The sequence below is a fragment of the Streptomyces sp. HUAS ZL42 genome, assembly GCF_040782645.1.
Lineage (GTDB): Bacteria > Actinomycetota > Actinomycetes > Streptomycetales > Streptomycetaceae > Streptomyces.
Window position 1 is genome coordinate 4335305 of the sequence record NZ_CP160403.1, and the last position, 24343, is coordinate 4359647.

The 24343-nt window shown below is 70.6% G+C and carries 21 protein-coding genes; 10 read left to right on the forward strand and 11 right to left on the reverse strand.

Annotated elements, in window-relative coordinates; translation table 11 throughout:
* Positions 1-205 precede the first annotated feature (205 nt).
* The 3 genes from ABZO29_RS19805 (at position 206) to ABZO29_RS19815 (ending at position 3516) form a co-directional block, all read left to right on the forward strand.
* Entirely contained in the window at positions 206-1003 is a 798-nt protein-coding gene (locus tag ABZO29_RS19805) for a DUF3558 domain-containing protein (RefSeq protein WP_367321521.1), read from the forward strand.
* Positions 1004-1122: 119 nt separating this feature from the next.
* Positions 1123-2016, forward strand: a complete 894-nt coding sequence (locus ABZO29_RS19810) for a DUF3558 family protein (RefSeq protein WP_367321522.1) — start codon at positions 1123-1125, stop codon at positions 2014-2016.
* A gap of 156 nt (positions 2017-2172) precedes the next feature.
* Positions 2173-3516, forward strand: coding sequence for a DUF2637 domain-containing protein (locus tag ABZO29_RS19815; RefSeq protein ID WP_367321523.1), 1344 nt, complete (start codon positions 2173-2175; stop codon positions 3514-3516).
* 50 nt (positions 3517-3566) lie between these two features.
* On the opposite strand, the gene lysS is transcribed toward ABZO29_RS19815, so the two are convergent.
* A complete protein-coding gene (lysS, locus tag ABZO29_RS19820) occupies positions 3567-5309 on the reverse strand; it encodes a lysine--tRNA ligase (protein WP_367321524.1) in 1743 nt (580 codons plus the stop codon).
* Between the two features lie 704 nt (positions 5310-6013).
* Here lysS and argS point away from each other — a divergent pair.
* The 3 genes from argS (at position 6014) to ABZO29_RS19835 (ending at position 8837) form a co-directional block, all read left to right on the forward strand.
* Entirely contained in the window at positions 6014-7783 is a 1770-nt protein-coding gene (argS, locus tag ABZO29_RS19825) for an arginine--tRNA ligase (RefSeq protein WP_367321525.1), read from the forward strand.
* A gap of 69 nt (positions 7784-7852) precedes the next feature.
* Entirely contained in the window at positions 7853-8014 is a 162-nt protein-coding gene (locus ABZO29_RS19830) for a hypothetical protein (RefSeq protein WP_367321526.1), read from the forward strand.
* 37 nt (positions 8015-8051) lie between these two features.
* Complete coding sequence (locus ABZO29_RS19835) at positions 8052-8837, forward strand: DUF4253 domain-containing protein (RefSeq protein WP_367321527.1); 786 nt, start codon at positions 8052-8054, stop codon at positions 8835-8837.
* 19 nt (positions 8838-8856) lie between these two features.
* Here ABZO29_RS19835 and ABZO29_RS19840 read toward each other — a convergent pair whose 3' ends face one another.
* Positions 8857-10083, reverse strand: a complete 1227-nt coding sequence (locus ABZO29_RS19840; protein WP_367321528.1) for a PLP-dependent aminotransferase family protein — start codon at positions 10081-10083, stop codon at positions 8857-8859.
* A 268-nt stretch (positions 10084-10351) separates the two neighbouring features.
* Between ABZO29_RS19840 and ABZO29_RS19845 the strand changes: the two genes are divergently transcribed.
* Entirely contained in the window at positions 10352-10531 is a 180-nt protein-coding gene (locus ABZO29_RS19845; RefSeq protein WP_367321529.1) for a hypothetical protein, read from the forward strand.
* Positions 10532-10606: 75 nt separating this feature from the next.
* On the opposite strand, the gene ABZO29_RS19850 is transcribed toward ABZO29_RS19845, so the two are convergent.
* The 4 genes from ABZO29_RS19850 to ABZO29_RS19865 all read right to left on the reverse strand — a co-directional run bounded on the left by ABZO29_RS19850 (position 10607) and on the right by ABZO29_RS19865 (position 14699).
* Positions 10607-10963: a DUF805 domain-containing protein gene (locus ABZO29_RS19850; RefSeq protein WP_367321530.1), complete on the reverse strand. Its 357-nt coding sequence runs from the start codon at positions 10961-10963 to the stop codon at positions 10607-10609.
* Between the two features lie 336 nt (positions 10964-11299).
* On the reverse strand, positions 11300-12292 hold the full coding sequence (gene hemB / locus ABZO29_RS19855) for a porphobilinogen synthase (RefSeq protein ID WP_367321531.1): 993 nt from the start codon (positions 12290-12292) through the stop codon (positions 11300-11302).
* 55 nt (positions 12293-12347) lie between these two features.
* The gene (locus tag ABZO29_RS19860) at positions 12348-13712 is read right to left on the reverse strand and encodes an FAD-binding oxidoreductase (protein WP_367321532.1); all 1365 of its coding nucleotides are present in this window, start codon (positions 13710-13712) and stop codon (positions 12348-12350) included.
* A gap of 9 nt (positions 13713-13721) precedes the next feature.
* Positions 13722-14699 carry an antibiotic biosynthesis monooxygenase gene (locus ABZO29_RS19865; protein ID WP_367321533.1) on the reverse strand — a complete coding sequence of 326 codons (978 nt, stop codon included), beginning with the start codon at positions 14697-14699 and terminating at the stop codon, positions 13722-13724.
* 65 nt (positions 14700-14764) lie between these two features.
* Between ABZO29_RS19865 and ABZO29_RS19870 the strand changes: the two genes are divergently transcribed.
* The gene (locus tag ABZO29_RS19870; protein WP_367321534.1) at positions 14765-15331 is read left to right on the forward strand and encodes a nucleoside deaminase; all 567 of its coding nucleotides are present in this window, start codon (positions 14765-14767) and stop codon (positions 15329-15331) included.
* A gap of 60 nt (positions 15332-15391) precedes the next feature.
* On the opposite strand, the gene ABZO29_RS19875 is transcribed toward ABZO29_RS19870, so the two are convergent.
* The 5 genes from ABZO29_RS19875 to ABZO29_RS19895 all read right to left on the reverse strand — a co-directional run bounded on the left by ABZO29_RS19875 (position 15392) and on the right by ABZO29_RS19895 (position 21146).
* On the reverse strand, positions 15392-17098 hold the full coding sequence (locus tag ABZO29_RS19875) for a uroporphyrinogen-III synthase (RefSeq protein WP_367321535.1): 1707 nt from the start codon (positions 17096-17098) through the stop codon (positions 15392-15394).
* Positions 17095-18063: a hydroxymethylbilane synthase gene (gene hemC, locus ABZO29_RS19880; RefSeq protein ID WP_367321536.1), complete on the reverse strand. Its 969-nt coding sequence runs from the start codon at positions 18061-18063 to the stop codon at positions 17095-17097. The genes ABZO29_RS19875 and hemC overlap by 4 nt, the downstream gene beginning before the upstream one ends.
* Entirely contained in the window at positions 18060-19796 is a 1737-nt protein-coding gene (locus tag ABZO29_RS19885; protein WP_367321537.1) for a glutamyl-tRNA reductase, read from the reverse strand. The genes hemC and ABZO29_RS19885 overlap by 4 nt, the downstream gene beginning before the upstream one ends.
* Entirely contained in the window at positions 19793-20554 is a 762-nt protein-coding gene (locus ABZO29_RS19890) for a redox-sensing transcriptional repressor Rex (protein WP_367321538.1), read from the reverse strand. Before ABZO29_RS19890 ends, ABZO29_RS19885 begins: the two co-directional genes overlap by 4 nt.
* A 304-nt stretch (positions 20555-20858) precedes the next feature.
* Positions 20859-21146: a glutaredoxin family protein gene (locus ABZO29_RS19895; RefSeq protein ID WP_367321539.1), complete on the reverse strand. Its 288-nt coding sequence runs from the start codon at positions 21144-21146 to the stop codon at positions 20859-20861.
* A 174-nt stretch (positions 21147-21320) separates the two neighbouring features.
* On the opposite strand from ABZO29_RS19895, the gene ABZO29_RS19900 reads away from it, so the two are divergent.
* Together ABZO29_RS19900 and ABZO29_RS19905 are read left to right on the forward strand one after the other, a co-directional pair.
* Entirely contained in the window at positions 21321-22253 is a 933-nt protein-coding gene (locus ABZO29_RS19900; protein ID WP_367321540.1) for an HAD family hydrolase, read from the forward strand.
* A 1193-nt stretch (positions 22254-23446) separates the two neighbouring features.
* Positions 23447-24226, forward strand: coding sequence for an ECF subfamily RNA polymerase sigma factor, BldN family (locus ABZO29_RS19905; protein ID WP_367321541.1), 780 nt, complete (start codon positions 23447-23449; stop codon positions 24224-24226).
* Positions 24227-24343: the final 117 nt, after the last annotated feature.

Here is a 24343-nt window from a genome sequence, read left to right on the forward strand (position 1 = left end):
AATCCCCCGGATACAAATCAAAGCCTGAAAGCGCAAAACCGGCGCCAAGGTCAACGAAAGGGACAACGGACCGGCGTCCACGGCTCTGCGTGCGATACACATTGTCTCCAGGGGTCGCCCTCGCTCGGCAAGCGAATAACCAGCGCGGACACCGGGGCATCCGGCACCGAGACCCCATGGACGCACCGTCGAGAGGAGCCTGACCGTGCAGCGGAAGGCGTACGTATCCGGCGTCGCCGCACTCCTCGCGGCGCTGCTGGCCGGCTGCACCGGCGGCTCGAGCGACGGCGGCGCGACGGACAACTCCAACCCCGGCACCGCCGACACCGCATCGGCGGCGGCCGAACCGGGCAAGTACGCCTCGCTCCCGGAACCGTGCGGCGCCGTCGGTGAGCGCACCCTCGACTCGCTCCTGCCCGGCATCAAGGAACTCGCGCACGAGGAGCAGCAGGAGAAGGCGTACGCGGGCGAGGCGACGCCGACGTTCGACACGGACCGCAAGGTCGGCTGCCGCTGGAAGGTGGAGTCGGCGGACGCGACGAATCATCTGCTCGTCGACTTCGAGCGGGTGGTGTCGTACGACAACGCGGTGAGCGACGACGCCGAGGCCGAGGTGCTGTTCGCGAAGAAGGAGACGGCGGCCGACCTTCCGGAGCCGATCCCCTCGGGTTCCGCCGGCAGCGGGACGGCGACTCCGTCCGCCACCGCCACCGGTACGTCTTCCCCTTCCTCCTCCGCCTCCTCCGGTGCCACACCCACCGAGCTGCAGCCCCGCACGCTCGACGATCTCGGCGACGAGGCATACCTCGACGACGAGCTGAGCAGCTCTGGTTCGACGGCGAAGCAGCGCACGGTGACTGTGGCGTTCCGCACGTCGAACGTGATCGTGACGATCCGGTACGAGGAGCAGCCGGCAACGGTCGGCGGCGTCCCGGACACCAAGGAAATGCAGGACAGGGCGCGGAAACTGGCGTCCCAGCTGGCCGACACGCTCGCCGGCTAGGGGCCGTTGACCGGCCGTCCGTGCGTGTGCGCAGAGCACGCGAAGCAGGACCGCACGGCTCTCTCACCGCGTACCGTGGCCCCTCGGACCCGATCCGACCCGCAGGAACCACGAGCGTCATGAGTGAAGGAACCATGCAGCGACGAGCCCAGGAAGACCAGCGTGACCAGCGAGCGAAGCGAGCCAAGCGTCTGAACCGCGCCCTTGTCTGCGCGGCGGCCGTCCCCACGATGCTGGTCGCCGCGGGCTGCTCCTCGGATTCCGGCTCGGACTCCACAACGAAGACGGACGGCGGTGCGAACGCCGCCGCGTCCGTGAGTGCTTCGCCGACCGTGCAGGCGGCGGTGTACCAGCAGTTGCCCGAGCCCTGTGCGGTGCTGTCGTCGAAGACGCTGGTCGAACTGGTGCCGAAGGGGACCAAGTCGGGCAAGGAAGGCAAGTCGAACGACACGGAGACGCGTGCCAGCTGCTCCTGGAGCAGCCTCGCCAACAACGGTGTGAAGGGTTCCCAGTTCCGCTGGCTGAACGTCTCGCTCCTGCGTTTCGACTCGGACGCGACGAACGGCGAGGGCGAGAAGCTGGCGCAGGAGTACTTCGACAAACAGGTCCAGGACGCCCAGTCGGTGTCCGGCGCGAAGAACACCAAGTCCCAGCCGGTCGCCGGGACGGGCGACGAGGCGACGGCGGTGCGTTACGACCTGAAGAAGAAGGAAGGCGGCTTCAAGCAGCAGACGATCGTGGCGCGCGTCGAGAACGTCGTCGTGACCCTGGACTACAACGGGGCGGGTCTGGCCGGTGAGAAGACCCCGGACGCCGACGCCTTGACGAAGCTCGCGGAGAAGGCCGCCAAGGAGGCGGTGGCCGCGGTGACGGCGGCGAACGGCAAGGGCGGCGGCACGGGTGCGGGCACGACAAGCCCGACCCCGTCGAAGTCGGCGTCGAAGTCGGTCTCGGCATCCCCGTCGAAGTCCGCGAGTGCCTCCCCGTCCAAGTCAGCGGCGAAGAAGAGCTGACTGTCACATCCGGACGCCAACGCGCAGCTCAGGCCAGTTCTTTGCGGGAGCCCGGCCCACCCCGGGGATCGGGCTCCTGACGTACCGGCAACACGTCCGCCGCACACATGTGCCACCCTGTTGCGCGCAACAACACGCAAGGGGAGGGGAGTACGGGTGGCCGCGCCACTGCAGCTGACTCGGATGCACCGCGTTCTCATAGGCGTGGTCGTGACCGGCGCCGTGATCATCGCCGGCATCGGCTTCGCCGGGTCGTACGCGGCCGTCCGCGAGCTGGCCGTCAAGAAGGGCTTCGGGAACTTCTCCTACGTCTTCCCGATCGGCATCGACGCGGGCATCTGCGTCCTGCTGGCCCTGGACCTGCTCCTGACCTGGATCCGCATCCCCTTCCCGCTCCTGCGCCAGACGGCGTGGCTGCTGACGGCCGCGACGATCGCGTTCAACGGCGCTGCGGCCTGGCCGGACCCGCTGGGCGTCGGCATGCACGCGGTGATCCCGATCCTGTTCGTGGTCTCCGTCGAGGCGGCCCGCCACGCGATCGGCCGTATCGCCGACATCACGGCCGACAAGCACATGGAGGGCGTCCGCCTCACCCGCTGGCTGCTCTCCCCCGTCCCGACCTTCCTCCTGTGGCGCCGCATGAAGCTGTGGGAGCTGCGCTCCTACGAGCAGGTCATCAAGCTGGAGCAGGAGCGCCTGGTGTACCAGGCACGTCTGCGTTCCCGCTTCGGCCGGGCATGGCGCAGGAAGGCACCCGTGGAGTCCCTGATGCCGCTGAGGCTGGCAAGGTACGGGGTTCCGCTGGCGGAGACGGCTCCGGCAGGGTTGGCGGCGGCCGGGATAGAGCCGGCTCTGCTGCCACCGGCACCCGAGGTGGAGGCGGCTGCGGGCAGTCGTGCCCCCGCGGCACAGGTGGGCGCGGCTCCCCCCGGCGGGCAGCGCCCCGCGCTGTTCGGCAACCCCGGTTCGGGGCAGGCCGACCACACACCCGACGATGAGCAGAGCCCGTGGTTCAACGCCCCCCAGCAGATCGACTACCACGGCGGCTACGACCCCACGTACGTCCCGCAGGAGCAGTACGAGCAGTGGTACCAGGAGCAACTCCAGGCTGATCAGTACCAGGAGCAATACCAGGACCAGCTCCAGGAGCAGTACCAGGAGCAGTACCAGGACCAGTACCAGGAGCCGTACCGGGAAGAACCCCCCGCGCAGGAACCCTCCCCGGAGGACACGGGCAGCTTCCCCATCCCGGTGAGCCCGGGCCGCACCCGCGAGCTCGGCGAGGGCGGCGGCACCCCTGCCGCCGAGCCGGACGAGGAGTCGTACTACCAGGTCTTCAAGCAGTCGATAAGCGGCAGCGGCTACCCGACCGCGCGCGAGTACATCGGCAACGTCGAAGCCGAGTTCCGCAAGGTTCTCCCTGCGGAAGAGGCCAAGCGCATGGTCAACCGCTTCACCAACCGCCACACCGCGGAACTCGAAGAGGACCACATCGCCTGAGACACGAGGAAGGGGGCCCTCCGGTGCGGAGGGCCCCCTTTCCGTGCCGCTTACTCGCCGAGCAGGCGCCGTACCCGCTCCTGCCCCACCGCCAGCAGCAGCGTGGGCAGACGCGGCCCGGTGTCCCGCCCCACCAGCAGGTGGTACAGCTGCGCGAAGAACGAGCGCTGGGCGGTCTTGATCTCCGCCGGCAGTTCCTTGGGCGTCGCGTCCGCGGAGAACCCGGCCTGGACCTTGGGGACGCCGTAGACGAGGTGGGTGAGCCCGTCCAGGGACCAGTTGTCCTCCAGGCCGTCGAGCAGGAGCCGCAGCGACTGCTGGGTTGCCTCGTCGAGGGACTTCAGCAGTTCGGCGTCCGGCTCGTCCCGCACGATGGTGCGCTGGTCGGCGGGGACGTGCGTGTTGATCCACGCCTCGGCCTTGTCGTACCGCGGCCGGGCCTCGTCGAGCGACCCGAGTGGGTTGTCCGGGTCGAGGTCGGAGAGGATCCGCAGCGCCTGGTCCTGGTGGCCGGCGGTGATGTCCGCGACGGACGCGAGCGTCCGGTACGGCAGCGTCCGCGCCGTCTTCGGCAGCTCACCGCCCGCGGTCCGCACCGCACGGGAATGCGCGGCCACGTCGGCGGGGAGGGCGGATCCGTCGGCGACCTTGGCGTCGAGCTTGTCCCACTCGTCGTAGAGGCGCTGGATCTCCTGGTCGAAGGCGATCTTGAAGGACTGGTTGGGCCGCCGCCTGGCGTAGAGCCACCGCAGGATCTGCGGCTCCATGATCTTCAGCGCGTCGGCGGGAGTGGGGACGCCACCGCGGGACGACGACATCTTCGCCATGCCGCTGATGCCCACGAACGCGTACATGGGCCCGATGGGCTGCTTGCCGCCGAAGATCCCGACGATCTGCCCGCCGACCTGGAAGGAGGAGCCGGGAGAGGAGTGGTCGACCCCGCTCGGCTCGAAGACGACGCCCTCGTAGGCCCACCGCATCGGCCAGTCGACCTTCCAGACCAGCTTGCCGCGGTTGAACTCGTTGAGGCGGACGGTCTCGGAGAAGCCGCAGACGGTGCAGGAGTACGTCAGCTCGGTGCTGTCGTCGTCGTAGGCGGTGACGGTGGTGAGGTCCTTCTCGCAGTTGCCGCAGAAGGGCTTGTACGGGAAGTACCCGGCGGAGCCGGAGGAGCCGTCGTCCTCGGCGGCCGCACCCGACCCCTCGGCGGCCTCGAGCTCGGCCTCGTCGACGGGCTTCTGCGACTGCTTCGCGGGCGCCTTGGGCTTGGTCCGGTACTGGGCGAGGATCGCGTCGATCTCGGCCCGGTGCTTCATGGCGTGCAGGATCTGCTCGCGGTACACCCCGGAGGTGTACTGCTCGGTCTGGCTGATCCCGTCGAACTCCACGCCGAGCTCGGCGAGCGACTCGATCATGGCGGCCTTGAAGTGCTCGGCCCAGTTGGGGTGGGCGGAGCCCCTGGGCGCCGGGACGGAGGTCAGCGGCTTGCCGATGTGCTCGGCCCAGGAGTCGTCGACGCCGGCGACACCGGCGGGCACCTTGCGGTACCGGTCGTAGTCGTCCCAGGAGATCAGGTGCCGGACCTGGTACCCGCGCCGCCGGATCTCGTCGGCGACGAGGTGGGGCGTCATGACCTCACGGAGGTTGCCCAGGTGGATGGGCCCGGACGGGGAGAGCCCGGACGCGACGACAACGGGTTTGCCCGGGGCCCGGCGCTCCGACTCTTCGATGACCTCATCCGCGAAACGGGAGACCCAGTCGGTGGTCTCGGTGCTCTGAGCCACGATCGGCACGTCCTCTTTTTCTGAAAGTTCTCCACGAGCAGCCGGTACGGTCGCACGGCTGGCCGTTCCATTGTCCCAGGCGGGCCCACAACCACGAAAACGCCTTTCCACTGCCACGAAGGCCCGCACCCATGAGGATGCGGACGACCACGCCGGGGTTGCATCCACACCAACCGTCCAACCACCCCAGCCACGCCGTCAGTCCGCCGTCAGTCGTGCCGCCCAGAGCGTGGACGCGGGCGCCACCCCGCAAGCACCGGGCCGCGCGACCCCACCCCGCGCCGGCGGCCGTCAGTCCGCGGGCAGTCGTGCCGGTGGGGCGATGGGGTCCCCCCGCTCGAGCGATGCCGAAAGTGGGGGAGGTTGGACGCGGGCGCCACCCCGCAAGCACCGGGCCGCGCGACCCCACCCCGCGCCGGCGGCCGTCAGTCCGCGGGCATGCGTGCCGCCCGGGGCGGCACGGGTGGGCGCGGGCGGCACCCCGCGAGCGCCAGGCCGCGCGACCTCCCCGCGCCGACCGCAGCACCGGGCACCTGGTCATCGGCCCTCGCATGCCGCAGGCACTCGCACCCCGCAAGCACCGGGCCGCGCGACCCACCCCCGGGTCGGCGCCAACGCCCTGCACACCAAGACCGACCGGAAAATTCGCTTTAACCCCCATGGGATACTGACCGTGTCTATCCATCCCCACGAGGAGAACGGCACCCACTCCTATGGCCTCGGTCACCTCCCTCAGCGCCACCGTCCAGCAGCACCTCGCGTCCGCCCTCTCGGCCACCCTGCCGGAGGCGACCGGCGCGGACCCGCTGCTGCGACGCAGCGACAGGGCGGACTACCAGGCCAACGGCATCCTCGCCCTCGCGAAGAAGGCGAAGGCGAACCCGCGGGAGCTGGCGACGCAGGTCGTCGACAAGGTCGTCACCGGTGACGTGATCAAGGACATCGAGGTCTCCGGCCCCGGCTTCCTGAACATCACGATCACCGACAAGGCGATCACCGAGAACCTCGCCGCGCGGTACGCGGACACGGACCGCCTGGGCGTGCCGTACACCGAGAACCCGGGCACGACGGTCATCGACTACGCCCAGCCGAACGTGGCCAAGGAGATGCACGTCGGCCACCTGCGCTCCGCGGTGATCGGCGACTCCCTGGTCCAGCTCCTGGAGTTCACCGGCGAGACCGTCGTCCGCAGGCATCACATCGGCGACTGGGGCACCCAGTTCGGCATGCTCATCCAGTACCTGGACGAGCACCCGCACGAGCTGGACCACAAGGCCGCCGAGGTGACCGGCGAGGAGGCGATGTCGAACCTCGACCGCCTCTACAAGGCGGCGCGCAGGCTCTTCGACTCCGACGAGGAGTTCAAGACGAGGGCCCGCCGCAGGGTGGTCGACCTGCAGGCCGGCGACCCGCGCACGCTCGCCATGTGGCAGAAGTTCGTGGACGAGTCGAAGATCTACTTCTTCTCCGTCTTCGAGAAGCTGGACATGGAGGTCCGGGACCCGGACATCGTCGGCGAGTCCGGTTACAACGACATGCTCGAGGAGACGTGCCGCCTCCTGGAGGAGTCAGGGGTCGCGGTCCGCTCGGAGGGCGCCCTGTGCGTCTTCTTCGACGACGTCAAGGGCCCGGACGGCAACCCGGTCCCGCTGATCGTCCAGAAGTCGGACGGCGGCTACGGCTACGCGGCGACGGACCTGTCCGCGATCAGGGACCGCGTCGTCAACCTGAAGGCGAGCAGCCTGATCTACGTCGTGGACGCCCGCCAGTCGCTGCACTTCAAGATGGTCTTCGAGACGGCCCGCAGGGCGGGCTGGCTGGGCGGCGACGTGAAGGCGTACCAGCTGGCCTTCGGCACGGTCCTCGGCAAGGACGGCAAGCCGTTCAAGACGCGTGAGGGCGAGACGGTCAAGCTGGAGGACCTCCTCGACGAGGCCGTCGAGCGCGCCACGGCCGTCGTACGGGAGAAGGCCGAGAAGGTGGGCCTGACCGAGCAGGAGATCGAGGAGAACGGCCGGTACGTCGGCATCGGCGCGGTGAAGTACGCCGACCTGTCGACCTCCGCCGTACGGGACTACAAGTTCGACCTGGACCAGATGGTGTCGCTGAACGGCGACACGTCCGTCTACCTCCAGTACGCGTACGCGCGTATCAAGTCGATCCTGCGCAAGGCGGGCGACGCCCGACCGGTCGCGCACCCCGAGCTGGAACTGGCCCCGGCGGAGCGGGCGCTGGGCCTGCACCTGGACCAGTTCGGCGAGACGCTGCTGGACGTGGCGGCGACGTACGAGCCGCACAAGCTGGCCGCGTACCTGTACCAGCTGGCGACGCACCTGACGACCTTCTACGACCAGTGCCATGTCCTGTCCGCCGACAACTCGCAGGAGGTCGTGGAGAACCGCCTGTTCCTGGTGGACCTCACGGCCCGCACCCTGCACCAGGGCATGGCCCTGCTCGGCATCAGGACCCCCGAGCGCCTCTGACCGGAACCGGCCGGGGTGTTCGGGACGTCTGCACGGGCGACCGGCAACCACGGAGGCAGGGAGCGGACGTTGGGCGAGGATCCGTCGATCGGCACGGTTCTGTTCGGCTTCCTGCTGGCCGGCGGCACGGCCACGGTCATGGCGGCAGCCGTCGTCCTCCCAGCCGTCGGACTCGGCATCTGGCTGAAGTTCCGCTGGCAGCGGGGGCGTTCGGCGCCTCCGGAGTCCTGAACCCCGATTGTCAGTGCCTGCCCCTACAGTCACGGGCATGGCGACTCTTCCCAACCCGCTGCCCAAGCTGGCGGCCGATCCGAGCGGCCGGTCGCTCGGACTTCGACTCCCCCTCGGGAGACTGATCGACGAGACTGACGAGGGTCCGTGGCACGAGCCGTTGCTGTGGTACGCGGAGCAGTCCGCGTCGGCGGGCAACTGGGCGGCGCTGGGTGTGCCCGCGGCCCGTGCGGGGCTGCTGCCGGTCCTCGTCGACGTGGGCGGCAGCCAGGGCGGCCCCGAGGACTGGGAGTTGCTGCCCGACGAGGTGTCGTATCCCGGGGACCACGACGCAGAGGAGGTGCTCGCCGAGCTCTGGGAGGAGTACGCGGCGGAAGGCGAGGAGTGGCCGGGCCCCGCCGGTGAACCGGCGCGCACCGCCGATCCGGACGCGTGTGCCACCGAGGTCGCCGATCTGCTGGCGGAGGGCGGTTCCGGGTTCAAGGAACCGCACCTGGCGCTGGTACCGGCGCGCCGCAGCGCCGACATACCGGCGGCCATCGGCTGGACCGGCCCCCTGAACTACGAGAACGACGTGGCGCGCCTGTGTGCGGTCCTCCGCTCCTGGGAGGACCGCTTCGGCATACGGGTGGTCGGGCTCGGCTTCGACGTCCTGGCCGTCTCGGTGGCGGCCCCGCCCACCACCCTGGCGGACGCCGAGGCGGTGGCGGCGGAGCACTTCGCCTTCTGCCCGGACAACGTGCTGCAGCAGGGGCCGGGCACCCTGGAGGCGTACGCGGGCCGGCTGGTCGGCGAGCGGACGTGGACGTTCTGGTGGGACTGATCCCTCCGCCCTTGGACTCTCAGTCCCGGACGCCGAGCCCCCTGGCCAGCCTCCGCAGCCCCTCCGCGATCTCCTGCGGTGTCTGCGTCACGAAGCACAGCCGCAGCGTGGAGCGGTCGGGCGCACCGGCGTAGAAGGGTGCACCGGGGACGTATGCCACGTCCTGCTCCACCACCTTCGGGAGCAGGGCCGTGGTGTCGTACGACTCCGGGAGCCGGGTCCAGAGGAACATGCCGCCCTCGGGGCGGCTCCAGGACGACCCCTCGGGGAGCGCCCGGGCCAGCCCGGCGAGCATCGCGTCCCGTCGCTCGCGGTACACGGCCGCGACGCGCCGGACGTGGGCGTCCAGGTCCCGGTCCGCCAGGTACCGTGCCGCGGCGAGCTGGTTGACGGTCGGGGTGTGCAGGTCGGCGGCCTGCTTGGCGACCGCGCAGGCCCGCCGCAGCTCGGACGGTGCGCGCAGCCAGCCGAGCCGCAGGCCCGGTGCCATGACCTTGGAGAAGCTGCCGAGCAACACCGTGCGGTCCTCCGCACCCGCGTGGGAGGCGATCCACGGCACCCGCTCGCCCTCGAAGCGGAGTTCGCCGTACGGGTCGTCCTCGACGACCCACAGGCCGTGCCGGGCGGCCACGGAGGCGACGGCGGCCCGGCGTTCGGCCGGCAGGGTACGGCCGGTCGGGTTCTGGAAGGTGGGCACGGTGTACAGCAGCTTCGGACGCTCCCGCACCACCAGGTCCGCGAGTGCCCCGGGGTCCACGCCGTCCTCGTCCCCCGGCACGGGCAGCACGCGTGCCCCCGCGAAGCCGAAGGCCTGAAGTGCGGCCAGGTAGCAGGGGTTTTCGACCAGGACCGTGTCACCGGGTTCGAGGAGTGCGGTGGCCAGCAGGGACAGTGCCTGCTGCGAGCCGGTGGTGACGAGGACGTCGTCGGCGTCCGTGGGCAGGCCACGTGCCGTGGTGCGGGCGGCGAGCGCGGCCCGCAGGACCGGCTCGCCCTCCGTAGTGGAGTACTGCAGGGCCCGCTCGGGTGCCTCGGCGAGCACCGCCCGGTACGCCGCCGCGATCCCTTCCGCGTCGAACAACTCGGGTGCCGGCAGCCCGCCCGCGAAGTTGACGACCTCGGGGCGGGCGGTGACGGCGAGGATGTCCCGCACGGGCGAGCCGCCGATCGCCCGTGCCCGCGCGGCGAGCGGCGGCACGGGGGCGTGGGCGATCGCGGACGGGGGTGCGGGCTCGGTGACGGTCATGGGCACGGCTCCTTCGGCTGCGGTCACGTCGCGTGCCCGCAGCCTAGGGAAATGGATGCCGCCTACAAGCAGGTTTCCGGGATACGGACGGCGGCGCGGACCTCCGGGTGTCACCGTCCCGTCCCGCGTCCCAGCGGAACGGCGTTTTCGCAGGTCGCAGGGGTGATCCGGGAACCGGCGTCCCGAATACGACGCCCTTGGTGGCGCTCGGCCGCCCTTACCGACCAGGCTGTGGACATCCCACCCCCACCTCGCCGGGAAGGCCCCCATGTCCGTACGCCCCACCCGTCTCCGTCTGCTCGCCGCCGTCCTGATCGCCCTGGCCGCGCTCGGCCTCACGGGCTGCCGCAGCGGCGAGGGCCTGCGCGACGAGGGTCCGTCGGACGCGGGACTGTCCCTGCCGAGCGCGTCCGCACCGGGCCCCACGGCGTCGTACACGGACCGCTGAGGAAAGCCCGGAGGCCGCCCGGACGACGGTCCGGGCGGCCTCGTGGCGGAGCAGCGGCGGAAAGCCGCGACGGCGTCAGGCGAACGCCGGCGCCTCCTTGGGGTTCGGGCCGTACTTGTTCGGGCCCGCCTCACCCTCGCTGGCCATGAAGACCAGCAGGATGATGCCGCCGACGAGGGGGATCAGGCCGAAGAGGATCGCCCAGCCGGAGCGGCCGGTGTCGTGCAGCCGACGGATGCTGACGCCCAGGCTGGGCAGCAGGATCGCGGCCCAGAAGATGAGCGGGATCCACACGGCCTTGAGCGCGGCGCCGACAATCGCCAGCGCGATGTAGATGATCACCACGAACAGGGTGTACATCCAGTACTCCTTGCGGCGCGCGCGTCCGCTGAAGACCGCGTACTTCTTGAGCACCTCGATGAACCAGCTCATTGCATCCCCCCGAGGGATCGATGTTTCAGACCCTCCGGAACGGATCAGGCCAGGCGCAGAAGGTAGGGATCAGAGCGAGCACGCGTCAATCCCCTTTGCGGACACGGCTCCTGGGCCCGGATCGGACGCATGAGCGGAAACCGCCCCACCCTCGGACCGCCGATTTCCGGACAGACCCACAGAAGATCACCGGTGGATCCCGGGTGGTATCCGTGTGTTCGCCGGAACGATTCCCGGCCGTTGCCCAACCGAAGGCGTACCGAGGTCAGTTCGCCGCCGGATCGAGACCGGAACGATCTCGAACCGTTTCCCGGCCGCCCCGTCCCGCCCGCGCCCTCAGAGGATCCGCTGCGCCGCCTCGGTCGCCCAGTACGTCAGGATGTTCTGCGCTCCGGCCCGTTTGATGCCGGTCAGGGCCTCCAGGATCGCCCGGTCCCGGTCGATCCAGCCCTTCTCGGCTGCGGCCTCGATCATCGAGTACTCGCCGGAGATCTGGTAGGCGGCGACCGGCACGTCCACCGTGTCGGCGACACGGGCGAGGATGTCCAGGTAGGGGCCGGCAGGCTTGACCATCACCATGTCGGCGCCCTCCTCCAGGTCCAGCGCCAGCTCCCGCAGGGACTCCCGGACGTTCGCCGGGTCCTGCTGGTACGTCTTGCGGTCCCCGGTGAGGGAGGAGGCGACGGCCTCGCGGAAGGGCCCGTAGAACGCGGACGCGTACTTGGCGGTGTAGGCGAGGATCGCGACGTCCTCGCGGCCGATCTGGTCGAGGGCGTCCCGGACGACCCCGATCTGGCCGTCCATCATCCCGCTGGGGCCCACCACATGGGCGCCGGCATCGGCCTGCACCTGCGCCATCTCGGCGTACCGCTCGAGGGTCGCGTCGTTGTCGACGCGCCCGTGCTCGTCGAGCACCCCGCAGTGCCCGTGGTCCGTCGTCTCGTCGAGGCAGAGGTCGGACATGACGAGCAGGTCGTCCCCCACCTCGGCCCGCACGTCACGGATCGCGACCTGCAGAATCCCGTCCGGATCGGTGCCGGGCGTCCCGAGGGCGTCCTTCTTCGACTCCTCGGGCACCCCGAAGAGCATGATCCCGGAGATCCCGGCCGCGACCGCGTCCGCGGCGGCCTTCTTCAGGCTGTCCCGCGTGTGCTGCACGACACCCGGCATCGCCGCGATCGGCACCGGCTCGCTCACGCCCTCCCGCACGAACGCGGGCAGGATGAAATCGGCAGGGTGCAGCCGGGTCTCGGCGACCATGCGCCGCATGGCGGGGGTGGTGCGCAGCCGCCGGGGACGCGTACCGGGAAAGGATCCGTACTTCGTCATGCACCTACGCTACGCCCGCCCCGGGAGCACCTTTGCCGACGGCTTGTCGACCGGTTCACGGCGTGAGGTAGGTGTGGAAGACGTTCTCGGGGTCGTAGGCGGCCTTCAGCGCCCGCAGCCGCTCCCAGTCGTCCGGGGTGTACGACCGCCTGGCCCGGGACGGGTCGGCGGTCAGGTCGGCCTCGGCGATGTAGTGGCCGGTTCCGTAGGGCTCGACGGCCCCCATGGTGTCCCGGAGCCAGCGCGTGTTGGCGGCGTCCTCGGCCGGGTCGTCCCAGATCGCGAACGGGGCGAGATAGGTCTCGCCCAGGACCGAGAACGCCATGCCCTCGGAGAGGGTGCGGTCCCGCGAGGCCGGCCACAGGGGCGCGAGGACGAGCGACTGCTCGGAGGGGGCCTGGGCGATCGAGGCGGCGAGCGCGGGCAGCAGGATCTCGTACGGGGTGTCCGACCACAGGGTGTCCACCACGTTGCGGTGGCCTCTCGGCCAGAACTCGGACGACGTGCCGTACAGGTCCTCGAAGGTCTTCGGCTCGTCCGTCTTCTGGAACAGGGCGCGTTCGGCGATCGGGCAGATCCGCAGCGGTTCCAGGCAGTGGACGGCCTCCTCGCTGGTGCGGGCGAAGGCGGTGCCGGTGAAGCTGATCACCTTGGGCCTCGGCGTCGCCGCCGTGATCTCGGGGGAGGCGGTGGCGAGCATGAAGGACGCCTCGACGTTCGCCGGAAGCCGCCGGGCCGCCGCGGTGGCCCAGCGGATCACCGGTTCGACGTCTTCCAGGGGGAAGGCGTACGTGGTCTCGGCGACGGCCGTCGGGAGGTCGTGCAGGGTCACGTGGAAGCGGGTGGCGACGGCGAAGAAGCCGGGTCCCGCGCCGCGCGCGGCCCAGAAGAGGTCGGGGTGCTCGTCCTGGCTGCAGGTGAGGGACGTGCCGTCCGCGGTGACCACCTCGACCGCCCGCACGCTCGCGGCGGCCGGTCCGAGGGCGCCGGAGTTCCAGCCGAGTCCGCCGCTGAGGAGGAAGCCGCTCAGGGCGACGGGTCCGCAGTGTCCGGCCGGGAAGGCGAGGCCGTACGGGGCGAGCGCGGCGACGAACTCGCGCCCGGTGAGGGCGGGTTGCACGCTCGCGGTGCGCGAACCGGGGTCGATCTCGCAGGCGCCCAGCGCGGAGAGGTCGATGAGCATGCCGCCGTCGCGCAGCGGTGAGCCGCACCAGCTGTGGCCGTGGGAGCGCAGCGCGATCCGGTGCCCTTCGGAGCGGGCCAGGCGGATGGCGGCCGGGATGTCGCGGTCCGAGGCGACCCGGACGATCAGCTCGGGGAAGCGCCGCGGCTTGAGGTCGTTCCACAGCATGGCCGACCAGGTGCCGTCGTAGGCGGCGTCGCCCCGCCGTACGATCTCCCCTTCGATTTCACCGCTCATGATGGCTCCTCAGCCGGTCGTGAGCCCGAACACCAGGATGCACAGCGCCCAGCACAGCACCACGAGAGCGGCCCCCGTCGCATGGACGCGCACGGAACGTGCCCGCGGCGGCACCAGCCAGAAGGCGAGAGCACGGTTCACCAAGGGCATCAGGAACCAGGTCAGGATGGAGACGCTCAGCACGTTGCCGATGAACAGGCCCAGGTAGCCGGGCAGTCCGATGTCGTTCAGCTCGTAACCGACCGTCAGATTCAGGACCATCACGGTGGGATAGAGCGCCAGGACCACGGACATGGCCTGCTTCCAGTTGGGCGGGACCGAGTCCCCGGCGCCGCCCCCGAAGCGGAACCAGCCGCTGAACGCCGACCCCACCTTGTGCACGTCGTAGGCGGAGAAGTAGTTCTCTCCCTCCGCGAGGAGCTTGGCGCGGACGCCGGAGGCGAGCCATTCGTCGAGGTGTTCACGGGTGTCGAAGCGGAAGACGACGACCCAGTTGTCCTGGATCCCCTCGACCGGCTTGAACGACTCGGTTCCCATGAACCCCGGAAACCTGCCCTGCGCCTTGAGGACCTTGTCCTGCCACCGGGCGAAGTCCCCCTCGCGTCCGGGCCGCACATGATGGGAGACGACCGCGGTGACGGCCTCCTCCCTGGCGGGCGGGGGCGCTGCACCGGCGAGGACTTCCTGCGTCGGCGTCCCGTCGAACAGCGGGCGGCCCTCGGTCAGCAGCTCCCGGCGCTCGCCGGAGTCCAGCCAGGCGGACAGCTGGTCGATACGGGAAAAACGGAACACCACCACCCAGGCGCGCTCGTCACCGACGCCCGGGGGATACATCTCCGTCCCCTCGAATCCGTCGAATGCGCGCACCGCCCGATTGGTCCGCTCCTGCCAGCGCTGATAGTCGTCCTCGCGGCCTTCCCGCACCTTCTGGGAGGTCACGACGGTCGCTCCGTCACCGGCCGGGGCACGGATTGCACGGACACCCATGCGGAGTAGTCTAGTTCAAAGGGGAGTTATCGGACAAACACGGCAATGACGGGTGGAGGTCCGGCATGGGTCACAAGCAGTTCCTGGCCGAAGCGGTACGGCTGGCCACTGAATCCGTCGAAGAAGGCTGGGGTGGCCCGTTCGGTGCCGTCATCACCCGGGACGGCGAAATCGTGGCCCGGGGACAGAACCGTGTGCTGCTCACCGGCGATCCCACGGCGCACGCCGAAGTGGAGACCATACGCAAGGCCGTGCAGCGCCTGAACCCCGAGGCCCCCTCGATATCGCAGGAACACCAGAACGAGAGCACGCTCGAATACATTCAGCGCCCCGAAGGCTCCCCCGACCCGGTGCCGGAGCGAGCCAGGATGCTCAAGGGCTGCTCGATCTACATCAGCGGCGCACCCTGCCCGATGTGCATGAGCGCCATCTATTGGTCGCGGATCGACAACGTCTACTACAGCTGCGATCTCCACGCCACACGCGAGATCGGCTTCGACGACGCCTTCCAGTACGAGGACTTCCAGAAGCCCCTCGACCAGCGCCGGATCCACGTCGAGCAGATCCACCCCGAACTCGGCGCCCAGGCCTACGAAGCCTGGGCGTTCAAGCCCGATCGTCACCCCTACTGACGTACCCGAGACGGGGGTTGCGGCGAGGAGTGCCGTCGGGGCGACCTCCTCGCCGCTCCGTCAGGTCGTCGTACGACGCCGGCGCGCCCCGGGCCGACGCTCGCTCGGCCGCGTGACCGGGTCGCCCGCCTCGAGCGCCGCGGTCCTGCGCCGCAGCCCGAAGTCGGCCAGCGCCTCCGCCAGTTTGTGCACGGACGGCTCGGGCGCCATCACGTCGACCCGGAGCCCGTGCTCCTCCGCGGTCTTCGCGGTGGCGGGTCCGATGCACGCGATGACGGTCACGTTGTGCGGCTTCCCGGCGATTCCCACCAGGTTGCGCACCGTGGAGGACGAGGTGAAGAGCACGGCGTCGAAGCCGCCGCCCTTGATCGCCTCCCGCGTCTCCGCCGGCGGCGGCGAGGCGCGCACGGTCCGGTAGGCGGTGACGTCGTCGACCTCCCAGCCCAGCTCGATCAGCCCGGCGACGAGCGTCTCCGTGGCGATGTCCGCGCGTGGCAGGAAGACCCGGTCGATCGGGTCGAAGACCGGGTCGTACGGCGGCCAGTCCTCCAGCAGACCGGCGGCCGACTGCTCCCCGCTCGGCACCAGGTCCGGCTTCACACCGAAGGCGATGAGCGCCTTCGCGGTCTGCTCGCCGACCGCGGCGACCTTGATGCCGGCGAAGGCACGGGCATCGAGCCCGTACTCCTCGAACTTCTCCCGCACGGCCTTGACGGCGTTGACGGACGTGAAGGCGATCCACTCGTAGCGGCCCGTCACCAGGCCCTTCACCGCCCGCTCCATCTGCTGCGGCGTACGCGGCGGTTCCACGGCGATCGTCGGCACCTCGTGCGGTACGGCGCCGTAGGACTGCAGCTGGTCGGAGAGCGACGCCGCCTGCTCCTTCGTCCGCGGCACGAGCACCCTCCAGCCGAACAGCGGCTTGGACTCGAACCACGCCAACTGGTCGCGCTGGGCCGGGGCGGAACGCTCACCGACCACGGCTATCACAGACCGGCCGCCCTCCGGCGAGGGCAGAACCTTCGCCTGCTTCAGCGTCTGCGCGATCGTGCCCAGCGTCGCCGTCCACGTCCGCTGCCGCGTCGTCGTACCGGCCACCGTCACGGTCATGGGTGTGTCCGGCTTGCGGCCCGCGGCCACCAGCTCACCGGCCGCCGCCGCGACGGAGTCGAGCGTCGTCGACACGACCACGGTCCCGTCCGACGCCCCCACCTCCGTCCAGCACCGGTCCGAGGCCGTCCGCGCGTCCACGAACCGTACGTCCGCGCCCTGCGCGTCGCGCAGCGGCACACCCGCGTACGCGGGCACGCCGACGGCCGCGGCGACACCCGGCACGACCTCGAAGGGCACACCCGCCGCGGCGCACGCGAGCATTTCCTCGGCGGCGTACGTATCTAGTCCCGGGTCCCCGGACACCGCACGGACGACCCGCCTGCCGCCCCGCGCGGCCTCCATGACAAGATGTGCGGCATCCCGCACCGCGGGGCCACCAGCGGTTGTTGACGTGCCGTCAACAACCGCAAGCTGAGGCGTGCCCGTGCCCGGAACAGGGTCCGACGAAGGATCCGTCTCCGTGTTCACGACGGCGACGCCCGGCCTGGCGTGGGCGCGCACGACGTCGAGCACCTCGTGCTCGGCGACGAGAACGTCCGCGTTCGCCAGCGCCTCGACGGCGCGCAGAGTCAGCAGTCCCGGATCCCCGGGTCCGGCACCGAGGAAGGTGACGTGCCCGTGTTCCGGACCGGCGGGAAGGGTGGTGGGGCTCAATGTGCTCGCTCCCCCATCAGACCGGCCGCGCCCTGCGCAAACATCTCGGCAGCGAGTTCGCGACCGAGCGCAAGCGCCTGGTCGTGCGTCTCGGGCACGGGACCGGTGGTGGACAGCTGCACCGTGCTGGTGCCGTCGGTCGTGCCGACGACTCCCCGCAGGCGCATTTCCTTGACAATCTGCCCGTCGAGCAGGTCGGCCAGCGCCCCCACAGGGGCGCTGCAACCGGCCTCCAGGGCGGCGAGCAGTGACCGCTCGGCGGTCACGGCGGCCCGCGTGAGCGGGTCGTCGAGCTCGCCGAGCGCGGCGATCAGGTCCGCGTTGTCCGCGGCACACTCGATCGCCAGGGCCCCCTGGCCGGGGGCGGGCAGAACCGTGTCGACCGACAGGAAGTCGGTCACCTCGTCGCCACGACCGATCCGGTTCAGGCCGGCCGCGGCGAGCACGACCGCGTCGAGCTCTCCGTCCCGGACGAAACCGATCCGCGTGTCGACGTTCCCGCGTATCGGGACCGTCTCTATGTCCAGCCCGTGGCCGCGTGCGTACGCGTTCAGCTGGGCCATGCGGCGCGGCGAGCCGGTGCCGATCCGCGCCCCACGGGGCAGGTCGGTGAACTTCAGCGCGTCCCGGGCGACGATCACGTCCCGCGGGTCCTCACGCTCGGGAATCGCGACCAGCACCAGTTCCCCGGGCTGTGTCGTCGGCAGGTCCTTCAGCGAGTGCACCGCGAAGTCGACCTCGCCCCTGAGCAGCGCGTCCCGCAGCGCGGTCACGAAGACGCCCGTGCCGCCGATCTGCGCGAGGTGCTCGCGCGAGACATCGCCGTACGTGGCGATCTCGACCAGCTCGACGGGCCGTCCGGTCACCGCGCTCACGGCGTCCGCCACCTGCCCGGACTGGGCCATGGCGAGTTTGCTGCGCCTGGTCCCGAGCCTCAGCGCGCCCTTCTCACGTGGGTCACTCATGCCGGCCCTCGGTTCTTCTCGGTGCTGTCCTCGGCGCGGGAGACGGATGCCACCGTCTCCTGGTCGAGGTCGAACAGGGTCCGCAGCGCGTCCGCGTACCCGGCGCCGCCGGGCTCGGCCGCGAGCTGCTTCACCCGTACGGTCGGCGCGTGCAGCAGCTTGTCCACGACGCGCCGCACGGTCTGGGTGATCTCCGCGCGGTGCTTGTCGTCGAGGCCGGGCAGCCTGCCCTCGAGGCGGGCCATCTCGCCGGCCACCACATCGGCGGCCATGGTGCGCAGCGCGACCACGGTGGGCGTGATGTGCGCGGCCCGCTGGGCCGCCCCGAAGGCCGCGACCTCGTCGGAGACGATACGCCGGACCTGGTCGACGTCGGCCGTCATCGGAGCGTCCGCGGAGGCCTCGGCGAGCGACTCGATGTCCACCAGGCGCACCCCGGCCAGCCGGTGCGCGGCCGCGTCGATGTCGCGGGGCATGGCCAGGTCGAGAAGGAAGAGGACCGGCTCGGGACGGACGGGCCCGGCGACCGGCTCGGGCCTGCGGCGCTCCGGGATACGGCCGACGGTGGCCACGGTCGCGGCGAGCGCGGTGATCAGCTCGGCGTCGGCCTCGGGGCCGCGGCGGGCGGCCTCCCGGCGGTCCACCGTGCCGTTGTCGACCCAGGTGGCGTGCTGCTCCAGCGTGGCCGCGTCCATGCCGGCCACGGCCGCCTCCCCCATCACGGAGAAACCGGACTGCGCGGCGGACAGATCGAGCGGGCAGCCCTCGTCGGTGCCGACGCTGGTGGGCGGGAGCGGGGTCTCTCGTACGTCCGTCCTGTGCGCGGTGGTACGGCGGTTGTCGTCGATCTCGGCGACGGGCTCGCCGGTGCGGCCCTCGACCGCCGTCGCGACCGCCTCCGCCGTCAGGACCAGGCCTGTCGCCCCGGTACAGGAGACGACGACATCGGCACGTGTCAGCTCGAGCGGCACCGACTCCATCGGTACGGCGCGGGCGGACACGGTCGCCGTGTCGCCCTCGGAGAGACGTTGTCCGTACTGCTCTTCGAGCAGGTGAGCCAGGCGCTCGGCACGGTCCTGGGTGCGGTTGGCGATCACGATCTCGCCGACGCCCGCCCGCGCGAGCGTGGCGGCGGCCAGGGAGGACATCGAACCGGCGCCGATGACCAGCGCCTTCTTGCCGCGGGCCCATGTCTCGACGTCCGCGCCCGCGGCGAGCTGCTCCAGGCCGAACGTGACGAGGGACTGGCCCGCGCGGTCTATGCCCGTCTCGGAGTGGGCGCGCTTGCCGACCCGCAGGGACTGCTGGAACAGGTCGTTCGTGAGGCGGCCCGCGGTGTGCAGCTCTTGGGCCCTGGCCAGGGAGTCCTTGATCTGGCCGAGGATCTGCCCCTCGCCGACGACCATGGAGTCGAGACCGCAGGCGACCGAGAACAGATGGTGGACGGCCCGGTCCTCGTAGTGGACGTACAGGTAGGGCGTGAGCTCGTCGAGGCCGACACCGCTGTGCTGGGCGAGCAGCGTGGACAGCTCGGCGACACCGGCGTGGAACTTGTCCACGTCGGCGTAGAGCTCGACGCGGTTGCAGGTGGCCAGGACGGCGGCCTCGGTGGCCGGTTCGGCGGCGACCGTGTCCTGCAGCAGCTTGAACTGGGCGTCCGTGCTCAGCGACACCCGTTCCAGCACGCTGACGGGGGCGCTGCGGTGGCTCAGTCCGACGACCAGGAGACTCATGCCGGCATCACGGCGGGTACGTCCCCGTCGGGCCCCTGGTCGGTGGACTCCTCGCGGGCGGCGACGGCAGGACCCGAACCGTCGGGCAGAGCCTCCTCGCCGGCCTTGCGCTGCTCGTGGAAGGCGAGGATCTGCAGCTCGATGGAGAGGTCGACCTTGCGCACGTCGACGCCGTCCGGGACGTTCAGCACGGTCGGCGCGAAGTTCAGGATAGAGGTGACACCGGCGGCCACGAGCCGGTCGCAGACCTGCTGGGCGGCGCCGGCGGGGGTCGCGATGACACCGATGGACACGCCGTTGTCCTGGATGATCTTCTCCAGGTCGTCCGTGTGCTGGACGGGGATGCCCGCGACGGGCTTCCCGGCCATCGCCGGGTCGGCGTCGATCAGGGCGGCCACCCGGAAACCGCGGGAGGCGAAACCGCCGTAGTTGGCGAGCGCGGCGCCGAGGTTACCGATACCGACGATCACGACCGGCCAGTCCTGGGTCAGGCCGAGTTCGCGGGAGATCTGGTAGACGAGATACTCGACGTCGTAGCCGACGCCCCGGGTCCCGTAGGAGCCGAGGTACGAGAAGTCCTTGCGCAGCTTCGCGGAGTTGACCCCCGCCGCGGCGGCCAGCTCCTCGGAGGAGACCGTGGGTACCGAGCGCTCCGACAGCGCGGTCAGGGCTCGGAGGTACAGCGGAAGCCTGGCGACCGTGGCCTCGGGAATCCCTCGGCTACGGGTCGCCGGTCGGTGAGTTCGGCCAGTTGCCACGGTGCTCCTGCGGGTAGAGCGGGGCTGCGGGCGGTCATACGTCCCGAGACCGCCCCGTCGACAGCAGGCTATGTCTTTGTGAACGCGTGCACAAAGATGGTGTCCGATTTGCCCGCCCAACGTGACCGGGCTCACGCACCCCCGGCTCACGCGTATGGAACCGGCGCACACGCACCATCGTTCCTCTTCTCCTGGGGGCAAAGCCGCACACGCTCCTCAAACGAATCCCGCCCCCGAGACCTGGTCGCCGTCGATCCTAAGCGACTTTCCGGCCCCTTTGGACTGTTCGGTCAGTGCTCGTTCACTAGTCGGTCAGCGCCTTGCGGAGACGATCCTCGTCGACACGCCAGAAGGTGTGCTGCCGCCCGTCGACGAGGACGACGGGGATCTGCTCCCAGTACTGGTCATGGAGTTGCCGGTCCTGAGTGATGTCCTTCCGCTCCCAGGGGACCCCGAGGTCGGCGCACACCTTCTCCACCACGAGCTGAGCGTCGGCGCACAGGTGACAGTCGGGCTTGCCGATGAGCGTGACGAGCCGGTCCTGAGGGGCCCTGGGGGTGTTGCGGCGAAAGAGGGGACTCATGTCGGCCATTCTCGCGCGCCGGACGAGCGGAGGGCGAGCTTGCGGACGAGCCGTGGAACCCCGGGACATCCGTCGGAGAGCGCTGTCGTCCGATCAGTTCTTTAACGACACGGTCGCGGAGAGTTCACAGGCATCAAACCTCCGGACTCCGGAACCAACGTCCGGACTGGCTATGCTCACGCCATGGCCGCTCTCGGATGGCTCACTCCCCGTAGGCGCTCCGCCACGGCGCGGAGCGTGTTGGCAGGCGAGGCCTCGGCGGAGGCTGCCCGCAAGTCGTCGCAGGAGACAGAAGTCTCCGACGCAATCGACAGCTCGGACACCGAACCGGAGTTCCCGGTGCTCGGTGACGACAAGGCCGCCGCCTTCTTCGACCTCGACAACACCGTCATGCAGGGCGCCGCGCTGTTCCACTTCGGGCGGGGCCTGTACAAACGGAAGTTCTTCGAGACGCGCGACCTCGCGAGGTTCGCCTGGCAGCAGGCGTGGTTCCGGCTCGCCGGCGTCGAGGACCCGGAACACATGCAGGACGCGCGGGACTCGGCGCTGTCGATCGTCAAGGGCCACCGTGTCTCCGAGCTGATGTCGATCGGCGAGGAGATCTACGACGAGTACATGGCCGAGCGCATCTGGCCGGGCACGCGGGCGCTGGCCCAGGCACACTTGGACGCGGGCCAGAAGGTATGGCTGGTCACGGCGGCGCCGGTGGAGATCGCCCAGGTGATCGCACGTCGGCTGGGCCTGACGGGCGCGCTGGGTACGGTGGCGGAGTCGGTGGAGGGCGTCTACACGGGCAAGCTGGTCGGCGAGCCGCTGCACGGCCCGGCGAAGGCGGAGGCGGTCCGTGCGCTGGCGGCGGCGGAGGGCCTGGACCTGAGCCGCTGCGCGGCGTACAGCGACAGCCACAACGACATCCCGATGCTCTCCCTGGTCGGCCACCCCTACGCCATCAACCCGGACACCAAGCTCCGCAAACACGCCCGCCAACTGGACTGGCGCCTACGCGACTACCGCACGGGCCGAAAGGCAGCGAAGGTCGGCATCCCGGCGGCGGGGGTGGGCGCGGTGGCAGGCGGCACGGCAGCAGCGATCGCACTGCACCGGCGACGCCGGTAGCCTCCGGCGGGTGCGGGTGCGGGTGCTGCGGGTGTGGGTGCGGGTGGCTGGTGGCGCCTGCTGCCGGTGGGCGGGTCGGGGGCGTGGTGGTACGGCGAGTCCGTCGCGGGTTGCGCCCCTCTGCCCGCTGCCACTGTGAACGGCGTGGGGACCAGCTAAGCGACGGCCTGCGCCGCACCACCACACCCCACTCCGGCGCGTGGGCGACTGCCGGTACGTGGTCGCACGGAACTACGCGACGCTGAGCCACCCCGCCGGCCCCCGAGACCACCACCCCCCACTCCGCTGCGTGGGCGACTGCCGGTATGCAGTCGCACGGAACTACGCGACGCTGAGCCGCCGCACCGGCCCCCGAGACCACCACCCCCCACTCCGCTGCGTGGGCGACTGCCGGTACGTGGTCGCACGGAACTACGCGACGCTGAACCACCCCGCCGGCCCCCGAGACCACCACCACCCCCCACTCCGCTGCGTGGGCGACTGCCGGTACGTAGTCGCACGGAACTACGCGACGCTGAGCCACCCCGCCGGCCCGCGAGAACACGCGGCACTCCACCACCCCGCCCGCCCGCGGCGGCGCCCAGCCGCCCCGCCCATTTCCGGACACGCGACGCCCCGTCACCCCGCCCGTCCGCGAGAACACGCGGCACTCCACCACTCCGGCGGCCCGCGCGCTGCGCCCAGCCGCCCCGCCCATCCGTGGGCACGCGCGACGCCCCGTCACTCCGTCAGTCCGCGGGCATGCGTGCCGCCTGGGGCGGCACGGGTGGGCGCGGGCGGCACCCCGTCAGCGCCGGGCTGCGCGACCCACCCCGCGCCGGCCACGACGCCGCCTCGCCTGTCACCCGGCTGACCAACCCAGACAGAAACGCCGCCCACACAGCGAACCCGGCCAATCCAGACCTCATACCCCCCGCGCCCCTTCCCCAGCCCCCTTGTCCGCACACCGCCACAACACGCCCCACACCCATCCGAAAACCGAACCCAACCGATCAACAACCTGTCACTCTCCGGCACTTGAGCGACCGTCAATCGGTTACAGAAGCGACGTAATCGATGATTTGAGCAACTGGGTGTAGCAGCGCCTATACGAAGCGTTATTCTCCTCAGACGCAAACCGGTACCCCTCCGTCGCCACGACGGGTGAACGGTCCCGCACTGCACGTGATGGAAGCTCTGCCTCTGGGAGTCCCGTGTACCCACACGTCGGGGTTGACGCCTCGGGCCTGGCTACGCTGCGCGCAACGGTCGCGACGGTCCAAGACCTGTTGCGCGGCTGCGTCCCCACCGCGCACGCCGTCCCGGCCTTCGCCACCGCCGCCCCCGTAGGCCCGTGCTACGCACTGACCGAGGGCAGCGCCACCGTCGGCAGACGAGGCCGAGGCGCCGGTGCGGCCACCGCACGCCGCCCGGCCGCCGACAGCGACAGCGCCCGGATGATGGACCTCGTGGAGCGCGCCCAAGCCGGCGAGGCCGACGCCTTCGGCCGCCTCTACGACCAGTACAGCGACACGGTCTACCGCTACATCTACTACCGCGTGGGCGGCAAGGCGACCGCCGAGGACCTCACCAGCGAGACGTTCCTGCGCGCCCTGCGCCGCATCGGCACCTTCACCTGGCAGGGCCGCGACTTCGGCGCCTGGCTCGTCACCATCGCCCGCAACCTCGTCGCCGACCACTTCAAGTCCAGCCGCTTCCGGCTGGAGGTGACGACCGGCGAGATGCTCGACGCCAACGAGGTCGAGCGTTCACCCGAGGACTCCGTCCTCGAGTCGCTCTCCAACGCCGCCCTCCTCGACGCCGTACGACGGCTCAACCCGCAGCAGCAGGAGTGCGTGACCCTCCGCTTCCTCCAGGGCCTCTCCGTCGCCGAGACCGCGCGCGTGATGGGCAAGAACGAGGGCGCCATCAAGACCCTCCAGTACCGCGCGGTGCGCACCCTCGCCCGGCTCCTGCCGGACGACGCCCGGTGAGCCGACGGCTACTCTCAGCGACACCCAACTCACGGTCCGTGAAAGCCTGTTGACTTCCCGATCCGATCATCCGCCGTCCGTAACCCAAGTGCCACGCCGCTCGTTGTGCGGGATGCA